Source organism: Bradyrhizobium cosmicum, assembly GCF_007290395.2.
Classification (GTDB): Bacteria; Pseudomonadota; Alphaproteobacteria; order Rhizobiales; family Xanthobacteraceae; genus Bradyrhizobium; species Bradyrhizobium cosmicum.
This window is the reverse complement of sequence record NZ_CP041656.2, coordinates 170,522-191,855: the sequence shown is the minus strand read 5'-3', so window position 1 is coordinate 191,855 and position 21,334 is coordinate 170,522. Positions and strand designations below refer to the sequence as shown.

19 protein-coding genes are annotated in these 21,334 nt (G+C 66.0%); 7 read left to right on the top strand and 12 right to left on the bottom strand.

The features are described from left to right. Positions 1-105: 105 nt before the first annotated feature. Positions 106-1,644, bottom strand: a complete 1,539-nt coding sequence (locus FNV92_RS00875; protein ID WP_143842599.1) for a YifB family Mg chelatase-like AAA ATPase — start codon at positions 1,642-1,644, stop codon at positions 106-108. Between the two features lie 228 nt (positions 1,645-1,872). Here FNV92_RS00875 and FNV92_RS00870 point away from each other — a divergent pair, with 228 nt between their 5' ends. Together FNV92_RS00870 and FNV92_RS00865 are read left to right on the top strand one after the other, a co-directional pair. After that, complete coding sequence (locus FNV92_RS00870) at positions 1,873-2,118, top strand: PilZ domain-containing protein (protein WP_027534981.1); 246 nt, start codon at positions 1,873-1,875, stop codon at positions 2,116-2,118. A gap of 80 nt (positions 2,119-2,198) precedes the next feature. Beyond that, positions 2,199-2,984, top strand: coding sequence for a tetratricopeptide repeat protein (locus FNV92_RS00865; protein ID WP_143842600.1), 786 nt, complete (start codon positions 2,199-2,201; stop codon positions 2,982-2,984). Positions 2,985-3,063: 79 nt separating this feature from the next. Here the strand turns inward: FNV92_RS00865 and FNV92_RS00860 are convergent, their stop codons facing one another. The 7 genes from FNV92_RS00860 to rsmI all read right to left on the bottom strand — a co-directional run bounded on the left by FNV92_RS00860 (position 3,064) and on the right by rsmI (position 10,190). Next, positions 3,064-4,356 (bottom strand): AAA family ATPase, encoded by a 1,293-nt coding sequence (locus FNV92_RS00860; RefSeq protein ID WP_143842601.1) that lies wholly within the window; start codon positions 4,354-4,356, stop codon positions 3,064-3,066. After that, a complete protein-coding gene (locus tag FNV92_RS00855; protein WP_143842602.1) occupies positions 4,353-5,087 on the bottom strand; it encodes a CpaD family pilus assembly protein in 735 nt (244 codons plus the stop codon). The genes FNV92_RS00860 and FNV92_RS00855 overlap by 4 nt, the downstream gene beginning before the upstream one ends. Positions 5,088-5,138: 51 nt before the next feature. Next, a complete protein-coding gene (locus FNV92_RS00850) occupies positions 5,139-6,656 on the bottom strand; it encodes a type II and III secretion system protein family protein (RefSeq protein ID WP_014438811.1) in 1,518 nt (505 codons plus the stop codon). A gap of 13 nt (positions 6,657-6,669) precedes the next feature. Continuing rightward, on the bottom strand, positions 6,670-7,488 hold the full coding sequence (gene cpaB / locus FNV92_RS00845) for a Flp pilus assembly protein CpaB (RefSeq protein WP_143842603.1): 819 nt from the start codon (positions 7,486-7,488) through the stop codon (positions 6,670-6,672). A gap of 363 nt (positions 7,489-7,851) precedes the next feature. Continuing rightward, complete coding sequence (gene gshB, locus FNV92_RS00840; RefSeq protein ID WP_143842604.1) at positions 7,852-8,796, bottom strand: glutathione synthase; 945 nt, start codon at positions 8,794-8,796, stop codon at positions 7,852-7,854. Between the two features lie 10 nt (positions 8,797-8,806). After that, positions 8,807-9,256 (bottom strand): YraN family protein, encoded by a 450-nt coding sequence (locus FNV92_RS00835; RefSeq protein WP_143842605.1) that lies wholly within the window; start codon positions 9,254-9,256, stop codon positions 8,807-8,809. After that, on the bottom strand, positions 9,240-10,190 hold the full coding sequence (gene rsmI, locus FNV92_RS00830) for a 16S rRNA (cytidine(1402)-2'-O)-methyltransferase (protein WP_143842606.1): 951 nt from the start codon (positions 10,188-10,190) through the stop codon (positions 9,240-9,242). Before rsmI ends, FNV92_RS00835 begins: the two co-directional genes overlap by 17 nt. A 340-nt stretch (positions 10,191-10,530) precedes the next feature. On the opposite strand from rsmI, the gene FNV92_RS00825 reads away from it, so the two are divergent. Next, on the top strand, positions 10,531-11,784 hold the full coding sequence (locus tag FNV92_RS00825) for a penicillin-binding protein activator (protein WP_186355509.1): 1,254 nt from the start codon (positions 10,531-10,533) through the stop codon (positions 11,782-11,784). A gap of 150 nt (positions 11,785-11,934) precedes the next feature. Here FNV92_RS00825 and hemW read toward each other — a convergent pair whose 3' ends face one another. From hemW to rph, 3 genes are read right to left on the bottom strand one after another with little or no spacing between them, the layout of a single operon-like run. Continuing rightward, positions 11,935-13,134, bottom strand: coding sequence for a radical SAM family heme chaperone HemW (gene hemW / locus FNV92_RS00820; protein WP_143846124.1), 1,200 nt, complete (start codon positions 13,132-13,134; stop codon positions 11,935-11,937). 16 nt (positions 13,135-13,150) lie between these two features. Continuing rightward, entirely contained in the window at positions 13,151-13,786 is a 636-nt protein-coding gene (rdgB, locus tag FNV92_RS00815) for an RdgB/HAM1 family non-canonical purine NTP pyrophosphatase (protein ID WP_143842608.1), read from the bottom strand. Between the two features lie 11 nt (positions 13,787-13,797). Further along, on the bottom strand, positions 13,798-14,511 hold the full coding sequence (gene rph / locus FNV92_RS00810) for a ribonuclease PH (protein WP_014438802.1): 714 nt from the start codon (positions 14,509-14,511) through the stop codon (positions 13,798-13,800). A 174-nt stretch (positions 14,512-14,685) separates the two neighbouring features. On the opposite strand from rph, the gene hrcA reads away from it, so the two are divergent. Then, a complete protein-coding gene (hrcA, locus tag FNV92_RS00805) occupies positions 14,686-15,774 on the top strand; it encodes a heat-inducible transcriptional repressor HrcA (protein ID WP_014438801.1) in 1,089 nt (362 codons plus the stop codon). 97 nt (positions 15,775-15,871) lie between these two features. Continuing rightward, positions 15,872-16,489, top strand: a complete 618-nt coding sequence (gene grpE, locus FNV92_RS00800) for a nucleotide exchange factor GrpE (RefSeq protein ID WP_143842609.1) — start codon at positions 15,872-15,874, stop codon at positions 16,487-16,489. Positions 16,490-16,661: 172 nt separating this feature from the next. Here grpE and FNV92_RS00795 read toward each other — a convergent pair whose 3' ends face one another. After that, positions 16,662-17,603, bottom strand: a complete 942-nt coding sequence (locus FNV92_RS00795; RefSeq protein WP_168213401.1) for a hypothetical protein — start codon at positions 17,601-17,603, stop codon at positions 16,662-16,664. Positions 17,604-18,001: 398 nt separating this feature from the next. On the opposite strand from FNV92_RS00795, the gene dnaK reads away from it, so the two are divergent. Beyond that, a complete protein-coding gene (gene dnaK / locus FNV92_RS00790; RefSeq protein WP_014438798.1) occupies positions 18,002-19,903 on the top strand; it encodes a molecular chaperone DnaK in 1,902 nt (633 codons plus the stop codon). A 275-nt stretch (positions 19,904-20,178) separates the two neighbouring features. Continuing rightward, on the top strand, positions 20,179-21,306 hold the full coding sequence (gene dnaJ, locus FNV92_RS00785; protein ID WP_014438796.1) for a molecular chaperone DnaJ: 1,128 nt from the start codon (positions 20,179-20,181) through the stop codon (positions 21,304-21,306). Positions 21,307-21,334 lie beyond the last annotated feature (28 nt).

Genomic DNA, 21,334 nt, shown 5'->3' with positions numbered 1-21,334 from the left:
CGCTACTCGCCAGGCCCGGTGTGGAACTCGCACGGGGGAACTTGGGCCTTATGGTTTGCAGAGCGTAAAGGAAACTCGTTACCGCCGGGTTGATGCGCGGAATGATCACGCCATCTGCCGCACATCTTCCGCGAGTGCGCGGTAGGACAGCGCTTCGGCCAGATGCAGCCGGCCGATCTTCTCGGTGCCGTCGAGGTCCGCGAGCGTGCGCGCCACCCGCAGCACGCGGTGATAGCCACGCGCCGACAGCCGCATCGTCTCGGCGGCGTCGCGCAGCAGCTTCTGGCCCTGCGCATCCGGCTTGGCGATCTCCTCCAGCACCGAGCTCGGTGCTTCGGCATTGGTACGGACATGGGGCAGGCCGGCATCGGCGTAACGAGCGAGCTGGATGTCGCGCGCCGCCGCCACGCGCGCGGCGACTTCGGCCGAGCCTTCCGCCGGCGGCGGCAGGATCAGATCGGCCGCGGTCACCGCGGGAACCTCGATGCGCAGGTCGATTCGATCCATCAGCGGGCCGGAGATGCGGGCCTGATAATCGCTGGTGCAGCGGTCGATGCGGCCGCGCTTGCAGCTATAGCCGGGTTCGAACGCATTGCCGCAGCGGCAGGGGTTCATGGCCGCAACCAGCATGAACCGCGCCGGATAGGTCACGCGATGATTGGCGCGGGACACCGAGACCTCGCCGTTCTCCAGCGGCTGGCGCAGCGAGTCCAGCACGCGGGGATCGAACTCCGGCAGCTCGTCGAGGAACAGCACGCCCTGATGCGCGAGCGAGATCTCGCCGGGCTTGGCGCGCATGCCGCCGCCGGTGAGCGCGGCCATGCTGGCGGAATGATGCGGCGAGCGGAACGGCCGTCGCGCCGTCAGCGCGCCGCCCTCGATCTCGCCGGCGACGGAGGCGATCATCGAGACCTCCAGCAATTCGGCCGGCGACAGCGGCGGCAGGATCGAAGGCAGCCGCGCCGCCAGCATCGACTTGCCGGCACCGGGCGCGCCGATCATCAACAGGTGATGTCCGCCGGCGGCTGCGATCTCCAGCGCGCGCTTGGCGCTCTCCTGGCCCTTGATGTCGCGCAGGTCGAGCGTCGAGGCTGCCGCCTCGTGCACCTTCGGCACCGGCCGCGACAGCACCTGCGTGCCTTTGAAGTGGTTGGCGATCTGGATCAGCGACTGTGCAGCGATGATCTGGATGTCCGGGCTCGCCCATGCCGCCTCCGAACCGCACGCGGCCGGGCAGATCAAGCCTTCCTCGCGCACATTGGCGCCGATTGCGGCTGGCAGAACCCCGGCGACGGGCGCGATCGAACCGTCCAGCCCGAGCTCGCCGAGCACCGTGAAGCCCGTCAGCGCATCCGGCGGAATCGCGCCGATCGCGGCCATCAGCCCCAGCGCGATCGGGAGGTCGTAATGGCTGCCCTCCTTGGGCAGGTCGGCCGGCGCGAGATTGACGATGATCCGCCGCGCCGGCAGCGCCAGCCCTGAGGCGATCAGCGCCGAGCGGACCCGCTCGCGCGCTTCCGACACCGCCTTGTCCGGCAGGCCGACGATCGCGAAGGCGGGCAAACCGGGTGCGACCTGCACCTGCACGTCGACCGCGCGGGCCTCGATCCCCTCAAAGGCGACGGTAGAAACCCGCTGAACCATGCCCAAACCAGCCTGCCCTCTTGCACAATTAGGGGTAGCAGAGCTCGGCCCATTCTGCAAGAACAATACGGGAACATTGTTGCTGGCTGGACCTCCCCCTAACAAGTCGTAAACACGACGCGGACACTACGGCTCGAATGCGAGCGGCTCCGGACAGCACATCCCAACGAATATTCGCTACTGCTAGAGCCGCGGGATGGGCCGTGATCTAACGAGTGAACAATCAAGATGCTTGCAAATCGCCGCAGAAGCGAACGACGGGTGTGCACGCGGCTCGCCAAGATTCATTTTGGCGCGGGCTCGCTGCCGCGGGACTGCACGATCACGGATATTTCGGACGGGGGCGTGAAAGTGGTGGCGGAATTCCTGGAGGTGCCGCCGCAGTTCACGATCATCTTCGCGCCGGATTATTCCCGCCAATGCCGCCTGCGCTGGCGCATCGGTTGCGAATTCGGTGCCGAATTCACTGACTAAGGGTGTCGAGAGCTGCGTCCTTAACTGGACTTTAGCGTTAATCGGTAAGCATCCCTGATCAGTTGCCGAGTGATCAGAGTATGTCCAAGCGTTCGCCCCTTGCCTCTCCCCCGGCGAGATTCCTGCTTCCTGGCCTCCTTGTGCTAGCCCTCGGTGGCTGCCAGACCACAGGTATCGAGGACATCACCGGCGCGCTCGGCGGCAAATCGGAAACGGCTGGCAAGGCCGACCCCAAGCCGGACATCAAGCCGGACATGGACGCGCTGCGCGAGCGCTATCGCGCCAAGCCTGGTGATCCCAACGTCGCCCTCGAATACGGCACGGCTCTGCGCACAACGGGCCAGAGCGCCCAGGCCGTCGCGGTGATGGAGCAGGCCGTGCTCAATAATTCGAGCAACAAGGCGCTGCTTGCCGGCTACGGCCGCGCGCTCGCCGACAGCGGCAATTTCCAGCAGGCGTTCGACGTGCTCGGCCGTGCGCATACGCCGGAAGATCCCGACTGGCGCATCCTGTCGGCGCAAGGCGCGGTGCTCGACCAGCTCGGCCGCAACGAAGAGGCGCAGCAATATTATGCGACCGCGCTGAAGATCGTGCCGGACGAGCCGCAGGTCCTGTCCAATCTCGGCCTGTCCTACATGCTGCAAAACAATCTGCCGCGGGCCGAGGAAACGCTGCGTCGCGCGTATGGACGCAACGCGAACGATTCCCGCGTGCGCGCCAATCTGGCGCTGGTGGTGGGCCTGCAAGGCAAGCAGGCCGAGGCCGAGGCCATCGTGAAAGGCGATCTGCCACCGGATCAGGCCGCGGCAAAGGTCACGGCGCTGCGGCAATTGCTGGCGAAGAAGCAGCAGCGGGCGGACAAGTAATCTGCCCTCTCGCTTGCCTCTTGTCTGACGCGTTTTCCTGACGCGAACCGGGATCCACGTCGCTCGAAAACGCTTTTCCTCAGGACGCCTTGCGATGCGGGGCCGAGCCGCGGCCCGTCCTGCCCTTCAGCTTCTTCAGCAGCGGTCCGAACAGCGAGCTCTTCGGCTTCTTGACCTCGCCGCGACCGGCGAGGCGGTTCGCCATGTTCTGAAACAGCAGCGTGGTGCGGTGGCTCTTGGAGACCTCCGCGATCATCTGGCCGTTGTTGGCTGCAGTCGAGAACAGCTTCGAATCGAACGGGATCACCGCCATCGGCTGGCTTTCCATGGTCTTGGCGAACGACTTGACGTCGATCTCCGCGCGCTTGTGCATGCCGACCTGGTTGATGCAATACAGCGGCGGCCGGTCGTTCGGCCGCGCCGCCTTCAGCACGCTCAGCATGTTCTTGGTGTTGCGCAAGTTGGCGAGATCAGGCTCGGCAACGATGACGATATCGTCGGCGTTGACCAGCGCGCGGCGCGTCCAGCCCGACCATTGGTGCGGAACGTCGAGCACGATGCAGGGCGTGGTCATGCGTAGCGTGTCGAAGATCGCATCGAAGGCTTCGGCGCCGAAATCGTAGACGCGGTCCAGAGTGGCAGGCGCAGCGAGCAAGCTGAGGCGCTCGGTGCATTTGGCGAGCAGGCGTTCCATCAGCGCCGTATCGGGGCGATCCTGCGACAGCACCGCATTGGCGATGCCCTGCGCCGGGTCCTGGTTGTAGTCGAGGCCCGCGGTGCCGAAGGCGAGGTCGAGATCGATCACGACGGAATCGAGCGCGAGGTCGCGTGCGATGGTCCAGGCCAAATTGTGCGCGACGGTGGATGCGCCGACGCCGCCCTTGGCGCCGACCACCGCGATGACGCGGCCGGTGATGATGGCCTCGGAGGCCGAGAACAGGCTGCAGATCGAACGGACGACGTCGAGGGTTTCGACCGGCCCGACCACGTAGTCGTTGACGCCGCGGCGCACCAGCTCGCGATAGGGCGCAGTGTCGTTGGGATTGCCGATCACGACCACGCGGGTGCCGGGATCGCAGACGCCGGCGAGATCGTCGAGGCCTTCGAGAATGTCGCGCGTGCCGTCGGATTCGATCACGATGACGTTCGGCGTCGGCATCGTGTCATAGACGTCGATGGCCGCGGCGAGGCCGCCGCCCTTGGCGGTGAGATGCGCCTTGGCGAGACGGCGATCCAGCCCGGCCGCGGTCACGGCGGCGAGCGTCTGTTCGGTCTCGCAAAACGCCTGCACGGAAATGCGGGGAACCGGCGCAATGTGTTCCTCGGGGTGGCGCGGATCGTCCGCGTCTTCGTCGTCGAGAATGCCTGTCATTTTCCGGTGTCGCTGAGTTTGGCCCTGTCGGCCTCGGGATAGGCGGTCGTGGTGGTCGAGCCCTTGCGGTAGCGGTCGAAGGCGATGTCGCGCCGCGCGGTGTAGGCGGGCGTCTCGGCTCGCGGCTGCTCGAGGTCGGCCGGGTTGTCGATCATGGCTGCGAGATTGCGCTGGGTGGCGCAGCCGAGATTGAAGTAGGGCCGGTTCTCGTCATAGCCGGGGTCGAGGATGTTCGGACCCATGTCTTCCGGCCACAGCCCGCAGGGACCGGCGACCGCGGCGATCTTCGAATAGCTCAGGCGGATGGTCGGCAGCAGGCCGGGATCTTCAGGGCGGTAGGGATGCTGGACGATGGCGCGCGACGGCACGCCGCCGGATGCGAGCACCGACCGGATGTCTTGATAGGTCGCCGCCGCGGCGCGTGAATTCGCGGTGTCGACCGGCACGTCGACGACGACGGAGCCGGTGCCTTCGCGCACCCAGTCCCGGGCGATGCCCGCGACGTCGGCGCGCTGCGCGGCGGAAAGGCCACCTCGCGCCTTGCCGACGAAGATCACGATCGACTTCTTGCCCTCCTGCACCGCGATCGGGTGGCGCTGGCGATAATCGGTCGGCACCGTCTGGGTGACGATCTCGCCGGTGGTGTTGCAGGCGCCCAGCATGACGGAGAGCCCCGTCAGTGCGAGCGCGATCCGCAGATTGCGGCGTCGATCGGCTGATGTTGTCGTCATCGCCTGGTCCCCTCTTGCCCCGTTTCCTGCCCCGGTCCCCAAACCGTCCGCTCAGTCGATGATGAAGCCGAAATCGCCGTGCGTGCCCTCGATCGGATCGACGCGGCGCGCGACGCCATAGAGGCGGTTCATGCGGCCGAGCAGCGCCGTCTGCGCATCCGAGGCCGGCGCGAAACCGTCGTCGGGCCGTGACAATTCCTTCTGGGCGACCGCGCGCACCACATAGGGTGTCACGATGACCATCAGCTCGGTCTCGTTGTTGACGAAGTCCTGGCTGCGGAACAGCGCGCCGATGATCGGCACCTGGTCGATGCCGGGCAAGCCGTTGACCGCCTGCTTGGTCTTCTGCTGGATCAGGCCGGCCATCGCCATCGAACCGCCGGAGGGAATTTCCAGCGTGGTCTCGGCGCGGCGGGTCTGGATCGAGGGGATGGTGAGCGAGTTGCTCGAGGTCGAGGACACCGCCTGCGTCAGCGTGATCGAGTTGGTGTTCGACAGCTCCGAGACTTCGGTCATGACGCGCAGGCTGATGCGGCCCTCGCTGAGGACGACCGGAGTGAAGTTCAGGGAGATACCGAACTTCTTGTAGGTGATCTGGGTGGTACAGACGTGGGTGACCGGATCGCAGGAATAGCCCGCGGGAATCGGGAATTCGCCGCCGGCGATGAAGGTGGCGGATTCGCCCGAGATCGCCGTCAGGCTCGGTTCGGCGAGCGTGCGCATGACGCCGGCGCTTTCCATCGCGCGCATCGTGGCGCTGACGGTGGCGACGCCCTTGGCGAGGCCGGCCACGCCGAGCCCGTTGCTGCTGACGATCGGACCGCCGCTGACCGAGAATGGGTTGGAATTGTTGAAATTCACCACGGCGGTGCCGGCATTCAGGCTGGCGCTGAGATCGACGCCCAGCTGCTTGACGATGTCGCGCCTGACTTCACCGACCACGACCTTGAGCATCACCTGGTCGCGGCCGCGCACGACGATGTTGTTGACGACCTTCTCGCTGCCGCCGACGAGCTTGGCGGCGACGTCGCCGGCCTGCTGGGCCTCGACCGGGCTCGACACCGAGCCGGTCAGCATCACGCTGTCGCCGACGCCTTCGATCTGCACGCCCGGCAGCGACTGGCGCAGCGCGGTGCGCATGCCATTGAGGTCACGCTTCACGGCGATGTCGTAGGACGCGACCTGCTGTCCGTCGGAGGAGAAAAACACCACGTTGGTCTGGCCGACCTGGCCGCCGATGATATAGGCGCGCTGCGACGAGCGGATCACCGCGTTGGCGATCTTGGGATCGGCCACCAGCACGTCCTTGACCTCGCGCGGCAGGTCGATGACGACCGACTTGCCGACGCCGAGCGACAGCGAGCGCGTGCGCGTCGGTGCGATGGTCGAAACCGGCGACACGCCGAGATCCGGTGCCTGCAGCGGGGCCTGGTCCCCGACCGGCGCATCCGCGGCGCTGACGAAATCGGGAGCTGCGGCCAGCCCCAGCATCAGCATTGCCCCTGCCCAGAACGAATGCGTGCGCTTCCCCCGAAGGCGCATGCCCGTCCGAATGTCCCCGTAGTTCATGGTGTCCCCATCATCACTTCTGTGACGTCAATTGCCGCGCCTGTACCCCGTATCGGATCACGTTCACGCCGCCGCCCTGACGCTTGAGCGCCAGGTCTTCAGCCGAGAGGTCGATTGCGTTGGCGTCGACGATGCTGCGCAGCGCGAGTGTCAGTGTGCCGGCCTGGCGCGCGACCGAGAGCGTGGCGACCTGGTCGAGCTTGAGCTCGAGCGTAACGGTCTTGCCGAGGACGGCGTTCTGGCCGTCCTTCTCCTTCGGCGCCTGGTCGATCGCGAGCACGCGGATGTTGGTCAGGACAACCTCGGACAGGATCAGGTCGTTGCCGCCGGTCGGGCCGTTGGCGCCCTCGGGATTCTTCAGGCGCCGCGTCAGGACGATGTCGACCCGGTCGTTCGGCAGGATGAATCCGCCGGCGCCGGTCTCGGCTGAAATTTCGGTGGAAACGGCGCGCATGCCGGTCGGCAGGATCGCGGCCATGAAGCCGGAGCCGTCGGCCTTCACCAGCTTCTGCTCGCGGATCGGTTCGCCCTGCATCAAGGGGACGCGCGCAATCGAGCCGGCGATCTGTGTCTGTGCTTCGGGCCTGTTGTCGCGACGGATAAAGGCGCCGCTGGCCGTTGCCGCCGGCCAGGACTGCCATTGCAGGTCTTCGGGCTTGACGGCCTGGCCGAGCTGGATGTCGTTCTTCGCGATCAGGACTTCGACCGTCGGCAATTTCTCGGCGACGGGAAGGGCGGGCGCGGGCTTGTTGTCGTAGCCGCTCGCCAGATACGCAGCGACGCCGCCGGCGCTCAGCGCGATGACGAGAACGACAATGCGTGCGGTGTTCATACGCTTCTACTCTTACGCGGGGCACTCGAACCGCACGTGGCGGGTTCCCCTGCATCGATGAGTAGGGAGTAAAAGTATAAGGGGTGTTGCGAGGCCGCGCGGGACGGTCGGTCACGATGCGCGTTCTGGGCGAATGGTGAACGGGGCGTTATCCGGTCAGCCAATGGCCCCGTAGTTTCACGCGTGACGGCTGCTGCGTTCGAACGAGGCGCGCGGCGTCATGGTGAATAGGGAGTTAGTGGTGGGTGAAGCAACGTCGTGCGAATGAGATGGAAGCAACGCACCACATTGTCGGTGTCGTCCCGGCGAGCGCCGGGACGACATTGGGGAGAGTTCGTGCGCTCTCTTAGAGTGTGCAGCGCCTTACTTCTTCCGCTTCTGCTCGATCACGTCCCAGACCTTTGCCGCAACATCGGGCCCGCCGAGTCGCGCGATCGCGCGGATGCCCGTCGGCGAGGTCACGTTGATCTCGGTGAGGCTGCCGTTGATGACGTCGATGCCGACGAACAGCAGGCCGCGCTCGCGCAGCGCCGGGCCGACGGTGGCGCAGATCTCGCGCTCGCGGGGCGTGAGCTCGGTCTCCTGCGCGGCGCCACCGCGCACCATGTTGGAGCGGAGGTCGTCGGCGGCGGGCACGCGGTTCACCGCACCGGCGAACTCGCCGTTGACCAGGATGATGCGCTTGTCGCCGTGCTTCACCTCGGGGATGAACTGCTGGATCACCCAGGGCTCCCTGAACGTCACCGAGAACATGTCGAACAGCGAGCCGAAATTCATGTCCTGCGGCATCACGCGGAACACCGCCGCGCCGCCATGACCGTGCAGCGGCTTCATCACGACGGCGCCGTGCTTGTCCCTGAACGCGTTGATTTCGTCGAGGTCGCGCGAGATCAGGGTCGGCGGCATCAGCTGCGGAAAGTTCATCACGAACAGCTTTTCCGGCGCGTTGCGCACCGAGGCGGGATCATTGACGACCAGCGTCTTCGGATGGATGCGTTCGAGCAGATGCGTCGAGGTGATGTAGGCAAGGTCGAACGGCGGATCCTGGCGCAGCAGCACCACGTCAAAGCCGTTCAGCGCCTCGCGCCTGGGCTCGCCGAGCGTGAAGTGGTTGCCGGGCTCGTCGCGCACCGTCAGGAGCTGGACGGGGGCGACGATTTCCTCGCCGACCATCGAGAGCTGGTCGGGCGTGTAATAGGACAGGCCGTGGCCGCGCTTCTGTGCTTCCAGCAGCAGCGCGAAGGTGGAATCGCCCTTGATGTTGATGCGGGCGATGGGGTCCATCTGGACGGCGACGTTCAGTTTCATGGTCTGCCTTTCAGCTCGAGGCGTCGAATGCCGCCAACACATGGCGCGGAAGCGACCGCGGCGCAATCAGCATGGCGTCGAATCGCAACTCCAATTCGGCATGCTCGGGATGCGCGACGAGCCAGCCTTGCGCGGCGTCGATGATGCGCTGCTGCTGGCGCGGTGTCACGGCGAAGGCGGCATCATCCAGCGTCGCACGGGCCTTGACCTCGACGAAGGCGATCAGATTGCGGCGGCGCGCCACGATGTCGATCTCGCCATGCGGTGTGCGGTAGCGCTTGGCGAGGATGCGATAGCCCTTGGCCATCAGGTAGGCCGCAGCGCGACTTTCCGCGGAGATGCCGGTGCGGAACGCGGCGACGCGTGCGGGCGAGGCGACTTTCGGCGGCCTTGCCCCCTCAACCTTGACCCCGTCGGTCTTAGCCCGGTCAGTCTTGGCCTCGTCAGTCTTGGCCATCATCGCCCCGCAAATCCTTTGCGAGCTCGAGCGCACGGGCATAGACCTCGCGGCGCGGCCGTCCCGACAGCGCGACGGCATGCGCCACGGCGTCCTTGACGCTATGCGCGGCAAGCTGCGCGCGCAGCAGATCGTCCAGCGCAGCCGACGTCAGCCTATCGGCATCGGCCGCTGGCGGAGCGATCACTAGCACGAATTCGCCGCGTGTCTCCAGCGTATCGGCGTCGCGCGCAAGCTCGTTCAGCGTCGCGCGCGAAATCTGCTCGTGCAGCTTGGTCAGCTCGCGGCAGATCGCAGCTTCGCGGGTGCCCATGATCTCGGCGAGCTCGGCCAGCGTATCCTGCACGCGGTTGCCGGAGTCGAACATGACCAGCGTGGCATCGATGCGGGCAAGCTCGGCAAGACGCGACCTTCGCGCGGCCGATTTCGCCGGCAAAAAACCCTCGAAGAAGAAGCGGTCGGTCGGCAATGCCGCGACCGACAACGCCGCCAGCACCGAGGACGGGCCGGGCAGCGCATAGACCGCATGGCCGGCGGCGCAGACCTCGCGCACCAGCTTGAAGCCGGGATCGGAGATCAGCGGCGTACCGGCGTCGGACACCAGTGCGACCGAGCCGCCCCGCGCCAGCGCCTCCAGGATCCTGGGGCGCGCGGCTTCCGCATTGTGCTCGTGATACTGCTTGAGCTGCGCCGAGATGTCGTAGCGCTCGGTCAGGCGCCGCGTGATGCGGGTGTCCTCGCAGGCGATGATTTCGACGCCGGCGAGCGTCTGAAGCGCCCGCAGCGTGATGTCGCCGAGATTGCCGATGGGTGTCGCGACCAGATGCAGGCCCGGCGCCGCCTTCGGCGCGGTCAGCCGATGGGCGTCGATCGAGAAACCGCGCGGGGCGGCGTCCGTAGCTTCAGGTGTATTTATCGGGGCCGGCTTTGCGCGCATAATCAGACGAACTTAGGCATGATATCAGGGGCTGGGAACCGTTCCCGCGAAAAAGATCATGCCGAGGGAAGGGGTGGGAGGACTGGAATGTGATCCATCCGGCATCACATTCGAGGGGGAATGAACCGTCAGTGCCATATTCGCGGCGGAAACGCCGCCTTGATGCTGGGTGACGGACGGTGGACAGCTAGCCAGGACTTGAGGGCGTGGCCGCGTTAAGCGGATATTATCCTTTTGTTTTAGTTAACTATTTGCCGACAATATGCCTGAATCCGCGGCTTGTGTCGTGGAAAGAGTGTGTGACCGGCTGGCGAGGGCCGGTCAGAAGAGAAGCTGCCATATGCCGGGCCCGCGTGATCCCAGATCTTCCTTTTCGGAGGAGTCTCCCGTTCAGGGGCCCCGCTTGTCGGGAGCGACCCGGCGGAGCGCGCTCGGCCTGCTGCTCGGCACGCCCCTTCTTTCGGCCTGCGCCGGCGTGCAGCAGAGTCTCAGCCAGTTCTCCAATCCGTTCAGCAGCTCTTCCCCGCCGCCGGCCCAGCCGGCCGGCTCACCGCAGCAGGGGACGACCGCCGGCACCGGCGGGGTCAAGGTCGCAGTGATCCTGCCGCTCTCGGCGGCCGGCAACGCCGGCCTTGCCGCGCAGTCGATGCGCAACGCCGCCGAGATGGCACTCGCTGAGTTCCAGAATCCGAACATCCAGCTCCTGATCAAGGACGACAACGGCAGCCCGCAAGGCGCGCAACAAGGCGCACAGCAGGCGGTCGACGAAGGCGCCGAGATCATCCTGGGACCGCTGTTCGCGCAGTCGGTGCCCGCGGTCGCGCAGGTCGCGCGCACGCGGAACATTTCCGTGATCGCGTTCTCGACCGACTCCAGCATCGCCGGCCGCGGCGTCTATCTGCTGTCCTTCCTGCCGGAGTCCGACGTCAATCGCATCGTCGAATATTCCGCCAGCATCGGAAAGCGCTCCGTCGCCGTGCTCGTGCCTGACAATGCCTATGGCAATGTCGTCGAGGCCGCGGTGAAGGCGGCGGTGCCGCGCCGTGGCGGGCGCATCGTCGCGTTCGAGAAATACGGCGCCGATCGCGCCACGCCGGCACGCACCGTGGCGCAGCAGCTCGGCGGCGCGGATGCGCTGTTCATTGCCGATGACGGCGATGCCGTCGTCTCGGTCGCCGACGCGATGACCGCCGCGGGCGCGAATTTGCGCAACATCCAGCTGCTCGGCACCGGCCTGTGGGACAGCCCGCGCGTCTACGCCAATGCGAGCCTGCAAGGCGGTCTCTATGCCGCGCCAGATCCGGCCGGCTTTCGTGCCTTCTCCGGCCGCTATCGCACCAAATACGGCGCCGAGCCGATCCGCACCGCGACGCTCGCCTATGACGCGGTCGCGCTCGTCGCCGCGCTCGCGCGCACGCAGGGGCCGACACGCTTTTCGCCGGACGTGCTGACCAACCCTTCCGGCTTCGCCGGCATCGACGGCCTGTTCCGCTTCCGCGCCGATGGCAGCAATGAACGCGGCCTTGCGGTGATGAAGGTGACGACCGGCGGTGGTGTGGCGGTAGCGGGTTCGCCGAAGAGTTTTGGGGCGTAGCCGGTGCACCTCTCCCGCTTGCGGGAGAGGTCGGCGCATAGCGCCGGGTGAGGGTTCTCTCCTCTAGGGGATTGTCCCGTTGTGGAGACACCCTCTCCCCAACCCTCTCCCGCAAGCGGGCGAGGGAGCGCACCGCCTATTTGGTGAGACTTACGCCGCGAGATCCGCGACTACCGCGTCCAGCACGGGGAAGCCGCTGCTTGTCACGCGCAATCGCCCCGTCGCATCGACGACGATCGCGCCCTCTTCGCGCAGCAGCGCGATGCGTTTGGGATCGAGCGGGCGGCCGGAGAGCGCTCTGTAGCGCTCGGGATCGATGCCTTCGGCCAGACGCAGTCCCATCAGCAGGAATTCGTCGGCGCGCTCTTCGCTGTTGAGGAGATCGTCGGTGATGTTGCCGTGGCCATTGGTCTCGACCCGCATCAGCCAGGCTTCGGGCCGCTTCTCGGTGGCGGTGGCGTGGCGGATGCCGTCGATGTCGAGGCGGCCGTGCGCGCCGGGACCGATGCCGGCATATTCCTCACCGCGCCAGTACACCAGATTGTGCCGGCATTCGGCGCCGCGCCGCGCGTGGTTCGAAATCTCGTAGGCGGGGAGGCCAAGCCTGTCGCAGGTCTCCTGCGTCACGTCGTAGAGCGCACGCGCGACCGCTTCGTCTGGTGTCTTCAGCTTGCCGGCCTGGTGCAGGCCGAAAAACGGCGTGCCCTCTTCGATCGTCAGTTGATACAGCGACAGGTGCTCGGCCGCTTCGTCGATCGCTAGCTTGAGTTCATCGGCCCACATCGCCGGCGTCTGGTCGGGACGGGCGTAGATCAGGTCGAACGAATAGCGGTCGAACGAGCGGCGTGCGATCGCAACGGCATCGAGCGCCTCGCGCGCGCTGTGCATGCGGCCCAGCGCTTTCAGCGAGGCATCGTCGAGCGCCTGCACGCCGAGCGAGACGCGGTTGACGCCGGCGGCGCGATAGCCGGCGAAGCGGGTGGCCTCGACGCTGGTGGGGTTTGCCTCCAGCGTGACCTCGACATCGCTGGCGACGCGCCAGTGCTTGCCGATGGCATCGAGCACCGCGCCGACGGTTGCCGGCTGCATCAGCGACGGCGTGCCGCCGCCGAGGAAGATCGAGGTGACCTCGCGGCCGGGGGCGCGCTGCGCGGTGGTTTCGATCTCACGCGCAAAAGCCGAAGCGAAGCGAGCTTCGTCGATCGCGGCGTGGCGGACATGGCTGTTGAAGTCGCAATAGGGGCACTTCGACAGGCAGAACGGCCAGTGGACGTAAACGCCGAAGGCTTCGGATTCTTGTTTTGACGCGTTTTCTTTTGGCGCGTTTTCCTGGCGCGAACCGGTACCCACTTCGCTCGAAAACGCTCTATCGCGGCTCAAGGCAGATCTCCGCCAGTTTCACGAAGGCGCGGGCGCGGTGCGACAGGCCGAGGCCGAGTGGCGGCAGGCCGTGCTTCTCGATGCTGGTCATCTCGCCGAAGGTGCGGTCATGACCGTCGGGCAGGAACATCGGATCGTAGCCGAAGCCGGCGGTGCCGCGCGGCGGCCAGACCAGCGTGCCGTCGGCGCGCGCCTCGACCTCTTCGAGATGATCGTCGGGCCAGGCGACGCAGAGCGCGGAGACGAAATGCGCGGTGCGCTTGTCCGATGTGGTCGCGCCGCGCTCCTGCAGCAGGCGTTCGATCTGCGCCATCGCCGCAGCGAAGTCCTTGCTTGGGCCGGCCCAGCGCGCGCTGTAGATACCGGGCGCGCCGTCGAGCGCGTCGACCACGATGCCGGAATCATCGGCGAATGCGGGAAGCTTGGTTGCCTGCGCAGCGGCGATCGCCTTGATCGCGGCGTTGCTGCGGAAATCGTTGCCGGTCTCTTCAGGCTCGGGCAGGCCGAGCTCACCGGCCGACACCGCCTCGATGCCGTAAGGCGCGAGCAACTCCTTCATCTCGGCGAGCTTGCCGGGATTGTGGGTCGCGATGACGAGCTTTCCGGTGATTCGGCGGTGCATGGGCCTATTGACTACGCCACGGCCAGTTTCTGCAAGTCCACGAGCCGCGCGATGCCCTTCTGTGCCAGCGCCATCAGCGCCAGGAACTCGTCCTGCGTGAACGGCTCGCGTTCCGCGGTGCCCTGCACCTCGATGATGCGGCCGTCGCCGGTCATGACGAAATTGGCGTCGGTCTCGGCTGCCGAATCCTCGGCATAATCGAGATCGAGCACAGGGGTGCCGTTGTAGATGCCGCAGGAGATCGCGGCGACATTGTCGCGCATCACGTTGGTCTTGATCATGTTGCGCGCCTTCATCCAGCTGATGCAATCGGCCAGCGCGACCCAGGCGCCGGTGATCGAGGCGGTGCGTGTGCCGCCGTCGGCCTGGAGCACGTCGCAATCGACCGTGATCTGGCGCTCGCCGAGCGCTTCGAGATCGACGATGGTCCGCAAGCTGCGGCCGATCAGGCGCTGGATCTCGACGGTACGGCCGCTCTGCTTGCCCGCGGCAGCTTCGCGGCGGGTGCGTTCCGAGGTCGCGCGGGGCAGCATGCCGTATTCGGCGGTGACCCAACCGCGGCCCTGGCCCTTCAGCCACGGCGGCAGGCGGTCCTCAAGCGTGGCGGTGACCAGCACATGGGTGTCGCCGAATTTCACCAGGCAGGAGCCTTCCGCATATTTGACCACGCCGCGCTCCAGCGTTACGGGGCGCAATTCGTCGGGCGCACGGCGGCTTGGCCGCATGGGAAATCCTCCAAAACTTACGGGAATAGGCTGTTCGCGGTGCTTGTAGGTGGGGTGAGGGTGAGCGGCAAGGCCTTTTCGGTCCGAAGGCAACCGTCAAACAACCGCAAGACCACGCTTGTCAGGGGCGGTGCGGATAGACAAATTACAAGCGTCTGAGAGGAGTTACCGTTTGTGGCCCATCACGATCCGATCCATCTGATCGCGCCGCGCGCGGGCCTTGCCCAGCTCAACGAGCGTTCCCGCGACATCTTTCGTCAAATTGTCGAAAGTTATTTGGCGACCGGCGAGCCGGTGGGCTCGCGCAATATCTCCCGCCTGATCGCCATGCCGCTGTCGCCGGCCTCGGTGCGCAACGTCATGGCCGATCTGGAGCAGCTCGGCCTGATCTATGCGCCGCACACCTCCGCCGGCCGTCTGCCGACGGAACTCGGCCTGCGCTTCTTCGTCGACGCCTTGATGCAGGTCGGTGACCTCAACGAGGCGGAGCGGCAGTCGATCCAGAGCCAGTTGACGTCGGTGGGCCACGTCCAGTCGGTCGAGGCGGCGCTGTCGGAGGCGCTGACGCGGCTGTCCGGCCTCACCCGCGCCGCCGCCGTGGTGCTGACGCCAAAATCCAATTCGCGGCTGAAGCATATCGAATTCGTTCGGCTGGAACCCGAGAAGGCGCTGGTGATCCTGGTCGGCGAGGACGGCCAGGTCGAAAACCGTGTCTTGACTCTGCCGCCCGGAGTTCCATCCTCGGCGCTGACGGAGGCCGGCAATTTCCTCAATGCGCGGATTCGCGGCCGGACGTTGGCCGAGGCGCGGCTCGAGCTCGAAACCGCCTTGGGCGAAGCCCGTGCCGAGCTCGACCAGCTCACCCAGAAAGTGATCGCAGCCGGCATCGCCAGCTGGTCCGGCGGCGAGAATGAGGATCGTCAGCTGATCGTGCGCGGCCACGCCAATCTGCTAGAGGATTTGCACGCTCTGGAGGACCTCGAAAGGGTCCGGCTGCTGTTTGATGACCTCGAGACCAAGCGCGGCGTGGTCGATCTGCTCGGCCGTGCCGAGACCGCCGAGGGCGTGCGCATCTTCATCGGCTCGGAGAACAAGCTGTTCTCGCTATCCGGCTCCTCCACGATCATCTCGCCCTATCGGGATGCCGCCGGCCACATCGTCGGCGTTTTGGGCGTGATCGGGCCGACACGGCTGAATTATGCCCGTGTGATCCCGACCGTGGACTATGCCGCCCGCATCGTCAGCCGCCTTCTGGGGGGCTGACCGGCGTTCCCGCGATCACGGGCGCTTGATTTTCCCCGCCCGAAGCACGATATCCGGGCGAGAAAACTCCCCTGCGACGAATTCGAAAAGAGACCCGATGACCGATCGAGACCGGCAACCCGAAGACACGACTGCTGCGACCGGCGAGCCCGTGGTGTCGAAGCCCTACATCATGCCCGACGACCCCGAGCCCGGTTCGGTCGAGCTGTTGCAGAAGGAGGCCGCCGAGGCGCGCGACCGTATGCTGCGGACGCTGGCCGAGATGGAAAATCTGCGCAAGCGCACCGCCAAGGAGGTCGCCGACTCCAAGCTTTACGGCATCACCGGCTTTGCCCGCGACGTACTCGACATCGCCGACAATCTGCAGCGCGCGCTCGATGCCGTTCCGGCCGAGGCGCGGGCGGCGGCCGATCCCGGCCTGACCGCGCTGATCGAGGGCGTCGAGCTCACCGAGCGCTCGCTGCTCAGCGCGCTGGAAAAGCACGGCGTGAAGAAGCTCGATCCGCAGGGCCAGAAGTTCGATCCGAACTTCCATCAGGCGATGTACGAGGTGCCGGATGCATCGGTGCCCGCGGGCACCGTCGTGCAGGTCATGCAGGCCGGCTACACCATCGGCGAACGCGTGCTGCGTCCGGCTCTGGTCGGTGTCGCCAAGGGCGGTGCGAAGGCGGCGCCGGCGGCCAACAGCAACGAGTCGAACGGCGCGCCGAACTGATCGATCCTCACTTCGTGCTTAGTTAGAGCCTCATCGCGAGGCGCGCTCTGCGCGCGTCGCGGAAGGGTGGAGGCCAGCTTTCGCAGCTCGGCCTGCATGGTTCGAGCGTCGATGACGAGCAGCGCGGACGCCTCGTCCGGCTCGATCGAGGCCGCTGCGCAGCCGGTTCGGGCTAACCCTTCGGCTGGATCCCGTCGCGCACGGCGCGGAAGCGGGTGAAGGCGGCGGCCCACTGGTCGCGCGGGGCGCTGGCGATGATGCGCAGCGAGGCGCCGCCGCTCGAGAAGCGAATCCACTGCACCACGGTCACCGGGGTCTTGTCCTTGCCGCTGATGCCGTCGATCCGGGTCTCGAAACCCTGCTGGCCGTTGATGCGGATCGGCTCGGACATGGTGACGCGCGACTCGCGCACGCCGGGGATCTGCAGGGCGGCCTCTTGGGCGAAGCGGGCGCGGTCATCGGCCTGCTGCGGGGTGGCGCCGATCAGGCCGAGGATCATGAACGGCCTCGACTCGTAGCCTGTGGCCTCGTTGCCGTCGGCCAGGATGATGCTGGAGCCGGGCGCCAGCGTGCGGATGTCCTTGAAGTCGGCGAGATCGGTGATCTTGAACGGCATCAGCCCGATCTGCTCTTCGGCCGAGACCTGCTTGCGCGTGGTGACGCTCGCAAACATCTGCCGCACCGCCTCGTCGGTGTAGATCTTGGTCGCATTCTCCGGGATCTGCACCGCGACATAGCCGGAGAAGCCGGCACCCGGCACGATCATCGAATAGCGCTTCACCGGGGTGTCGCCGGCCTTGCCGGTTTCGGTGGTGAAATAGGCAAGGCCCGCGGGGGTCTCGACCTTGTCCTGCTTGACGCCATTGGCGCCGGCCGGATTGGAATTGAAGGCGCTGACGACCTCGCCATAGGCGGCCGGCGGCAGCTCGGTGATCAGGACCTTGACGTTGCCGTCCTCGCTCTCGAAGCCCGGGAAGGTCTTTGCCGTGTTGAGACCGACCAGCGGCACCATGCCGAGGCGCAAGCCGGGCGGGAAAACGGCGTCGGCGGCGAAGGCCGGAAGTGCCGTGGCGGCGAGGAGGGCGAGCGCGGCGAGGGGGCGGATCAGCTTCATGGGCACTCTGATTGGTTCACATTGAGGCCGTTCGATGGTCGGCGACCGGGCCGCATTGTCGCGCGGAGCAGCCTGGATGGCGGCTGTCCGGCCGGTCCGCCTTTTAGCGGGTTTGGTTTGACCGTAACAGGGTGGGGCGTATCACGGTGGCGCGGGCCGGCGGATCGCCCGGACCTGTTAATAATTCCTCACCCGCAAGTGCGGTCGAGCCCGGATATGATCTTCCAAAACCCAATGTTTTCACGGCCGAAACTTGCGTTCGGTCCTTGCGGGCCCCTCCCCCCCTCCTATATGAGCGTCAACCATCGCAATATCGCGAATGTTTGATCTTAGGGGGTTGCGGTTCGGGTGCCTTCTGGGCCCAGCCAACCTGCCGCAAAAAGAAGGATATCAGGACCATGGGAAAGGTCATTGGGATCGACCTCGGCACCACGAATTCGTGCGTCGCCGTAATGGATGGCAAGAACGCCAAAGTCATCGAGAATTCCGAAGGCATGCGCACGACGCCTTCGATCGTCGCCGTCACGGACGACGGTGAGCGCCTCGTCGGCCAGCCTGCCAAACGCCAGGCCGTCACCAATCCCGAGCGCACCTTCTTTGCAGTGAAGCGCCTCATCGGCCGCCGCTACGACGACCCGATGGTCGAGAAGGACAAGAAGCTCGTCCCGTACAAGATCGTGAAGGCTTCCAACGGCGACGCCTGGGTCGAGGCCGACGGCCAGACCTACTCGCCCTCGCAGGTCTCCGCCTTCATCCTGCAGAAGATGAAGGAAACCGCGGAGGCCCATCTCGGCCAGAAGGTCGATCAGGCCGTCATCACCGTTCCCGCCTATTTCAACGACGCCCAGCGTCAGGCGACCAAGGACGCCGGCAAGATCGCGGGCCTTGAAGTGCTGCGCATCATCAACGAGCCGACCGCGGCGGCGCTCGCCTATGGCCTGGACAAGACCAAGGCCGGCACGATCGCGGTGTACGATCTCGGCGGCGGCACGTTCGATATTTCCATTCTCGAAATCGGCGACGGCGTGTTCGAGGTGAAGTCGACCAACGGCGACACCTTCCTCGGCGGCGAAGATTTCGACATGCGCCTGGTCGGCTACCTCGCCGACGAGTTCCAGAAGGAGCAGGGCATCAACCTGCGCAACGACAAGCTCGCGTTGCAGCGCCTGAAGGAAGCCGCTGAAAAGGCCAAGATCGAGCTGTCGTCGACGACGCAGACCGAGATCAACCTGCCCTTCATCACAGCGGACCAGACCGGTCCGAAGCATCTGACGATGAAGCTCACCCGCGCCAAGTTCGAGGCGCTGGTCGACGATCTCGTCCAGCGGACCGTCGAGCCCTGCCGCAAGGCTCTGAAGGACGCGGGCCTGACCGCAGCCGAGATCGGTGAAGTGGTTCTGGTCGGCGGCATGTCGCGCATGCCGAAGGTCCAGGAAGTCGTGAAGCAGCTGTTCGGCAAGGAGCCGCACAAGGGCGTCAACCCGGACGAAGTCGTGGCGATCGGCGCCGCGATCCAGGCCGGCGTGCTCCAGGGCGACGTCAAGGACGTGCTGCTGCTCGACGTGACCCCGCTGTCGCTGGGCATCGAGACGCTGGGCGGCGTGTTCACCCGCATCATCGACCGCAACACCACGATCCCGACCAAGAAGAGCCAGGTGTTCTCGACTGCCGAGGACAACCAGAACGCGGTCACGATCCGCGTCTTCCAGGGCGAGCGTGAAATGGCGGCCGACAACAAGATCCTCGGCCAGTTCGACCTGATGGGCATTCCGCCGGCCCCGCGCGGCATGCCGCAGATCGAGGTGACCTTCGACATCGACGCCAACGGCATCGTCAACGTCTCGGCCAAGGACAAGGCCACGGCCAAGGAGCAGCAGATCCGCATCCAGGCCTCCGGCGGTCTGTCGGAAGCCGACATCGACAAGATGGTCAAGGACGCCGAGGCCAACGCCGCGGCCGACAAGCAGCGCCGCGAGGCGGTCGATGCCAAGAACCATGCCGACGCGCTGGTGCACTCCACCGAGAAGGCACTGGCCGAGCATGGTTCGAAGGTCGCCGAGACCGAACGCCGCGCCATCGAGGATGCCGTCAGCGACCTCAAGGAAGCGCTGAAGGGCGACGATGCCGAGGCGATCAAGGCCAAGACCCAGACGCTGGCCCAGGCTTCGATGAAGCTCGGCGAGGCCATGTACACGCAGCAGGCCGAGGCCGACGCCAAGAAGGATGCGGCCAAGGACGACGTCGTCGATGCGGAATTCACCGAAGTCGACGACGACAAGAACAACAAGAAGTCCGCCTGATCCCCAAGAGGGTGATGATGCGGACGGCTTGGACCCAACACGCTTCACCGGCCTCCCCCCTCGCGGGGGAGGCCGTCGTGTCGGGCTCAACGGGGCAAGGCTCTGTCGCGATCGGCCCCGTTACGATCGATCAATTCCCAGCCGTTATGCTCAACGCCGCGAAGCAGCCCTCTGCCGCAACGCGCAGTGCCGCCTATATCAAGGCGGCCTGTATCGTCGCGCGGCGACACCGTTTCGCTCCGACTTGAATCGCGATTGGATAGACCGGGTCCGACATGTCCACCAAGCGCTGCTATTACGAAACCCTCGAAGTCGAACGCTCTGCCGACGATTCCGCGCTGAAATCGTCCTTCCGCAAGCTTGCGATGAAGTTTCACCCCGACCGCAATCCCGGGGACGACACCAGCGAGGTCAAGTTCAAGGAAATCAACGAGGCCTACGAGGTCCTGAAAGACAAGGACAAGCGCGCCGCCTATGACCGTTTCGGTCACGCGGCCTTCGAGCAGGGCGGCCCCGGCGGCGGTCCCGGTTTCGGCGCCGGTTTCGCGTCTTCCTTCTCCGACATTTTCGAAGATCTGTTCGGTATGGCCGGACAGCGCGGCCGCGGCGGCCGCGAGCGCGGCGCCGATCTGCGCTACAACATGGAAATCACGCTCGAGGAAGCTTTCGGCGGCAAGACCGCACAGATCGAGATCCCGGTCTCGGTCACCTGCGAGCCCTGCTCGGGCACCGGCGCCAAGGCCGGCACCAAGCCGAAGACCTGCTCGACCTGCGGCGGCGCCGGCCGCGTGCGGCAGTCGCAAGGCTTCTTCACGCTCGAACGCACCTGCCCCGGCTGCCAGGGCCGCGGTCAGATGATCGAGGATGCTTGCCCGTCCTGCTCGGGCCAGGGCCGGGTCACCCGCGAGCGGACGCTGTCGGTGAACATTCCACAGGGCGTCGAGGACGGCACGCGGATCAGGCTCGCCGGCGAGGGCGAGGCGGGAGTCCGTGGCGGTCCGCCCGGCGATCTCTACATCTTCCTGTCGCTGGCCCAGCACCAGCTCTTCCAGCGCGACGGCGCGGATTTGCATTGCCGTGTGCCGATCTCGATGGTGACGGCCGCGCTCGGCGGCGAATTCGAGGTGCCTACCATCGACAAAGGCAAGACCAAGGTGAAAGTGCCGGCCGGAACCCAGACGGGGCGCCGATTCCGCATTGCATCAAAAGGCATGCCGGTACTCCGCTCGCGACAGACCGGTGACATGTACGTCCAGGTCGCGGTCGAGACCCCGCAGAATCTCACCAAGAAACAGCAGGAATTGCTGGCCGAGTTCGAAAAGCTCTCCTCCGGCAATACCCAGCCCGAATCCGTCGGCTTCTTCGCCAAGGTCAAGGATCTCTTCAGCAATCGGGCGAGCTGACTCGTCTTGACCGTATCGCCTTCGGCCT

Coding starts and splice junctions, on each gene's coding strand:
- FNV92_RS00875 (WP_143842599.1), bottom strand. CDS start 1,644: ATGGTTCAGCGGGTTTCTACCGTCGCCTTTGAGGGGATCGAGGCCCGC.
- FNV92_RS00870 (WP_027534981.1), top strand. CDS start 1,873: ATGCTTGCAAATCGCCGCAGAAGCGAACGACGGGTGTGCACGCGGCTC.
- FNV92_RS00865 (WP_143842600.1), top strand. CDS start 2,199: ATGTCCAAGCGTTCGCCCCTTGCCTCTCCCCCGGCGAGATTCCTGCTT.
- FNV92_RS00860 (WP_143842601.1), bottom strand. CDS start 4,356: ATGACAGGCATTCTCGACGACGAAGACGCGGACGATCCGCGCCACCCC.
- FNV92_RS00855 (WP_143842602.1), bottom strand. CDS start 5,087: ATGACGACAACATCAGCCGATCGACGCCGCAATCTGCGGATCGCGCTC.
- FNV92_RS00850 (WP_014438811.1), bottom strand. CDS start 6,656: ATGAACTACGGGGACATTCGGACGGGCATGCGCCTTCGGGGGAAGCGC.
- cpaB (WP_143842603.1), bottom strand. CDS start 7,488: ATGAACACCGCACGCATTGTCGTTCTCGTCATCGCGCTGAGCGCCGGC.
- gshB (WP_143842604.1), bottom strand. CDS start 8,796: ATGAAACTGAACGTCGCCGTCCAGATGGACCCCATCGCCCGCATCAAC.
- FNV92_RS00835 (WP_143842605.1), bottom strand. CDS start 9,256: ATGATGGCCAAGACTGACGAGGCCAAGACTGACCGGGCTAAGACCGAC.
- rsmI (WP_143842606.1), bottom strand. CDS start 10,190: ATGCGCGCAAAGCCGGCCCCGATAAATACACCTGAAGCTACGGACGCC.
- FNV92_RS00825 (WP_186355509.1), top strand. CDS start 10,531: ATGCCGGGCCCGCGTGATCCCAGATCTTCCTTTTCGGAGGAGTCTCCC.
- rdgB (WP_143842608.1), bottom strand. CDS start 13,786: ATGCACCGCCGAATCACCGGAAAGCTCGTCATCGCGACCCACAATCCC.
- rph (WP_014438802.1), bottom strand. CDS start 14,511: ATGCGGCCAAGCCGCCGTGCGCCCGACGAATTGCGCCCCGTAACGCTG.
- grpE (WP_143842609.1), top strand. CDS start 15,872: ATGACCGATCGAGACCGGCAACCCGAAGACACGACTGCTGCGACCGGC.
- FNV92_RS00795 (WP_168213401.1), bottom strand. CDS start 17,603: ATGAAGCTGATCCGCCCCCTCGCCGCGCTCGCCCTCCTCGCCGCCACG.
- dnaK (WP_014438798.1), top strand. CDS start 18,002: ATGGGAAAGGTCATTGGGATCGACCTCGGCACCACGAATTCGTGCGTC.
- dnaJ (WP_014438796.1), top strand. CDS start 20,179: ATGTCCACCAAGCGCTGCTATTACGAAACCCTCGAAGTCGAACGCTCT.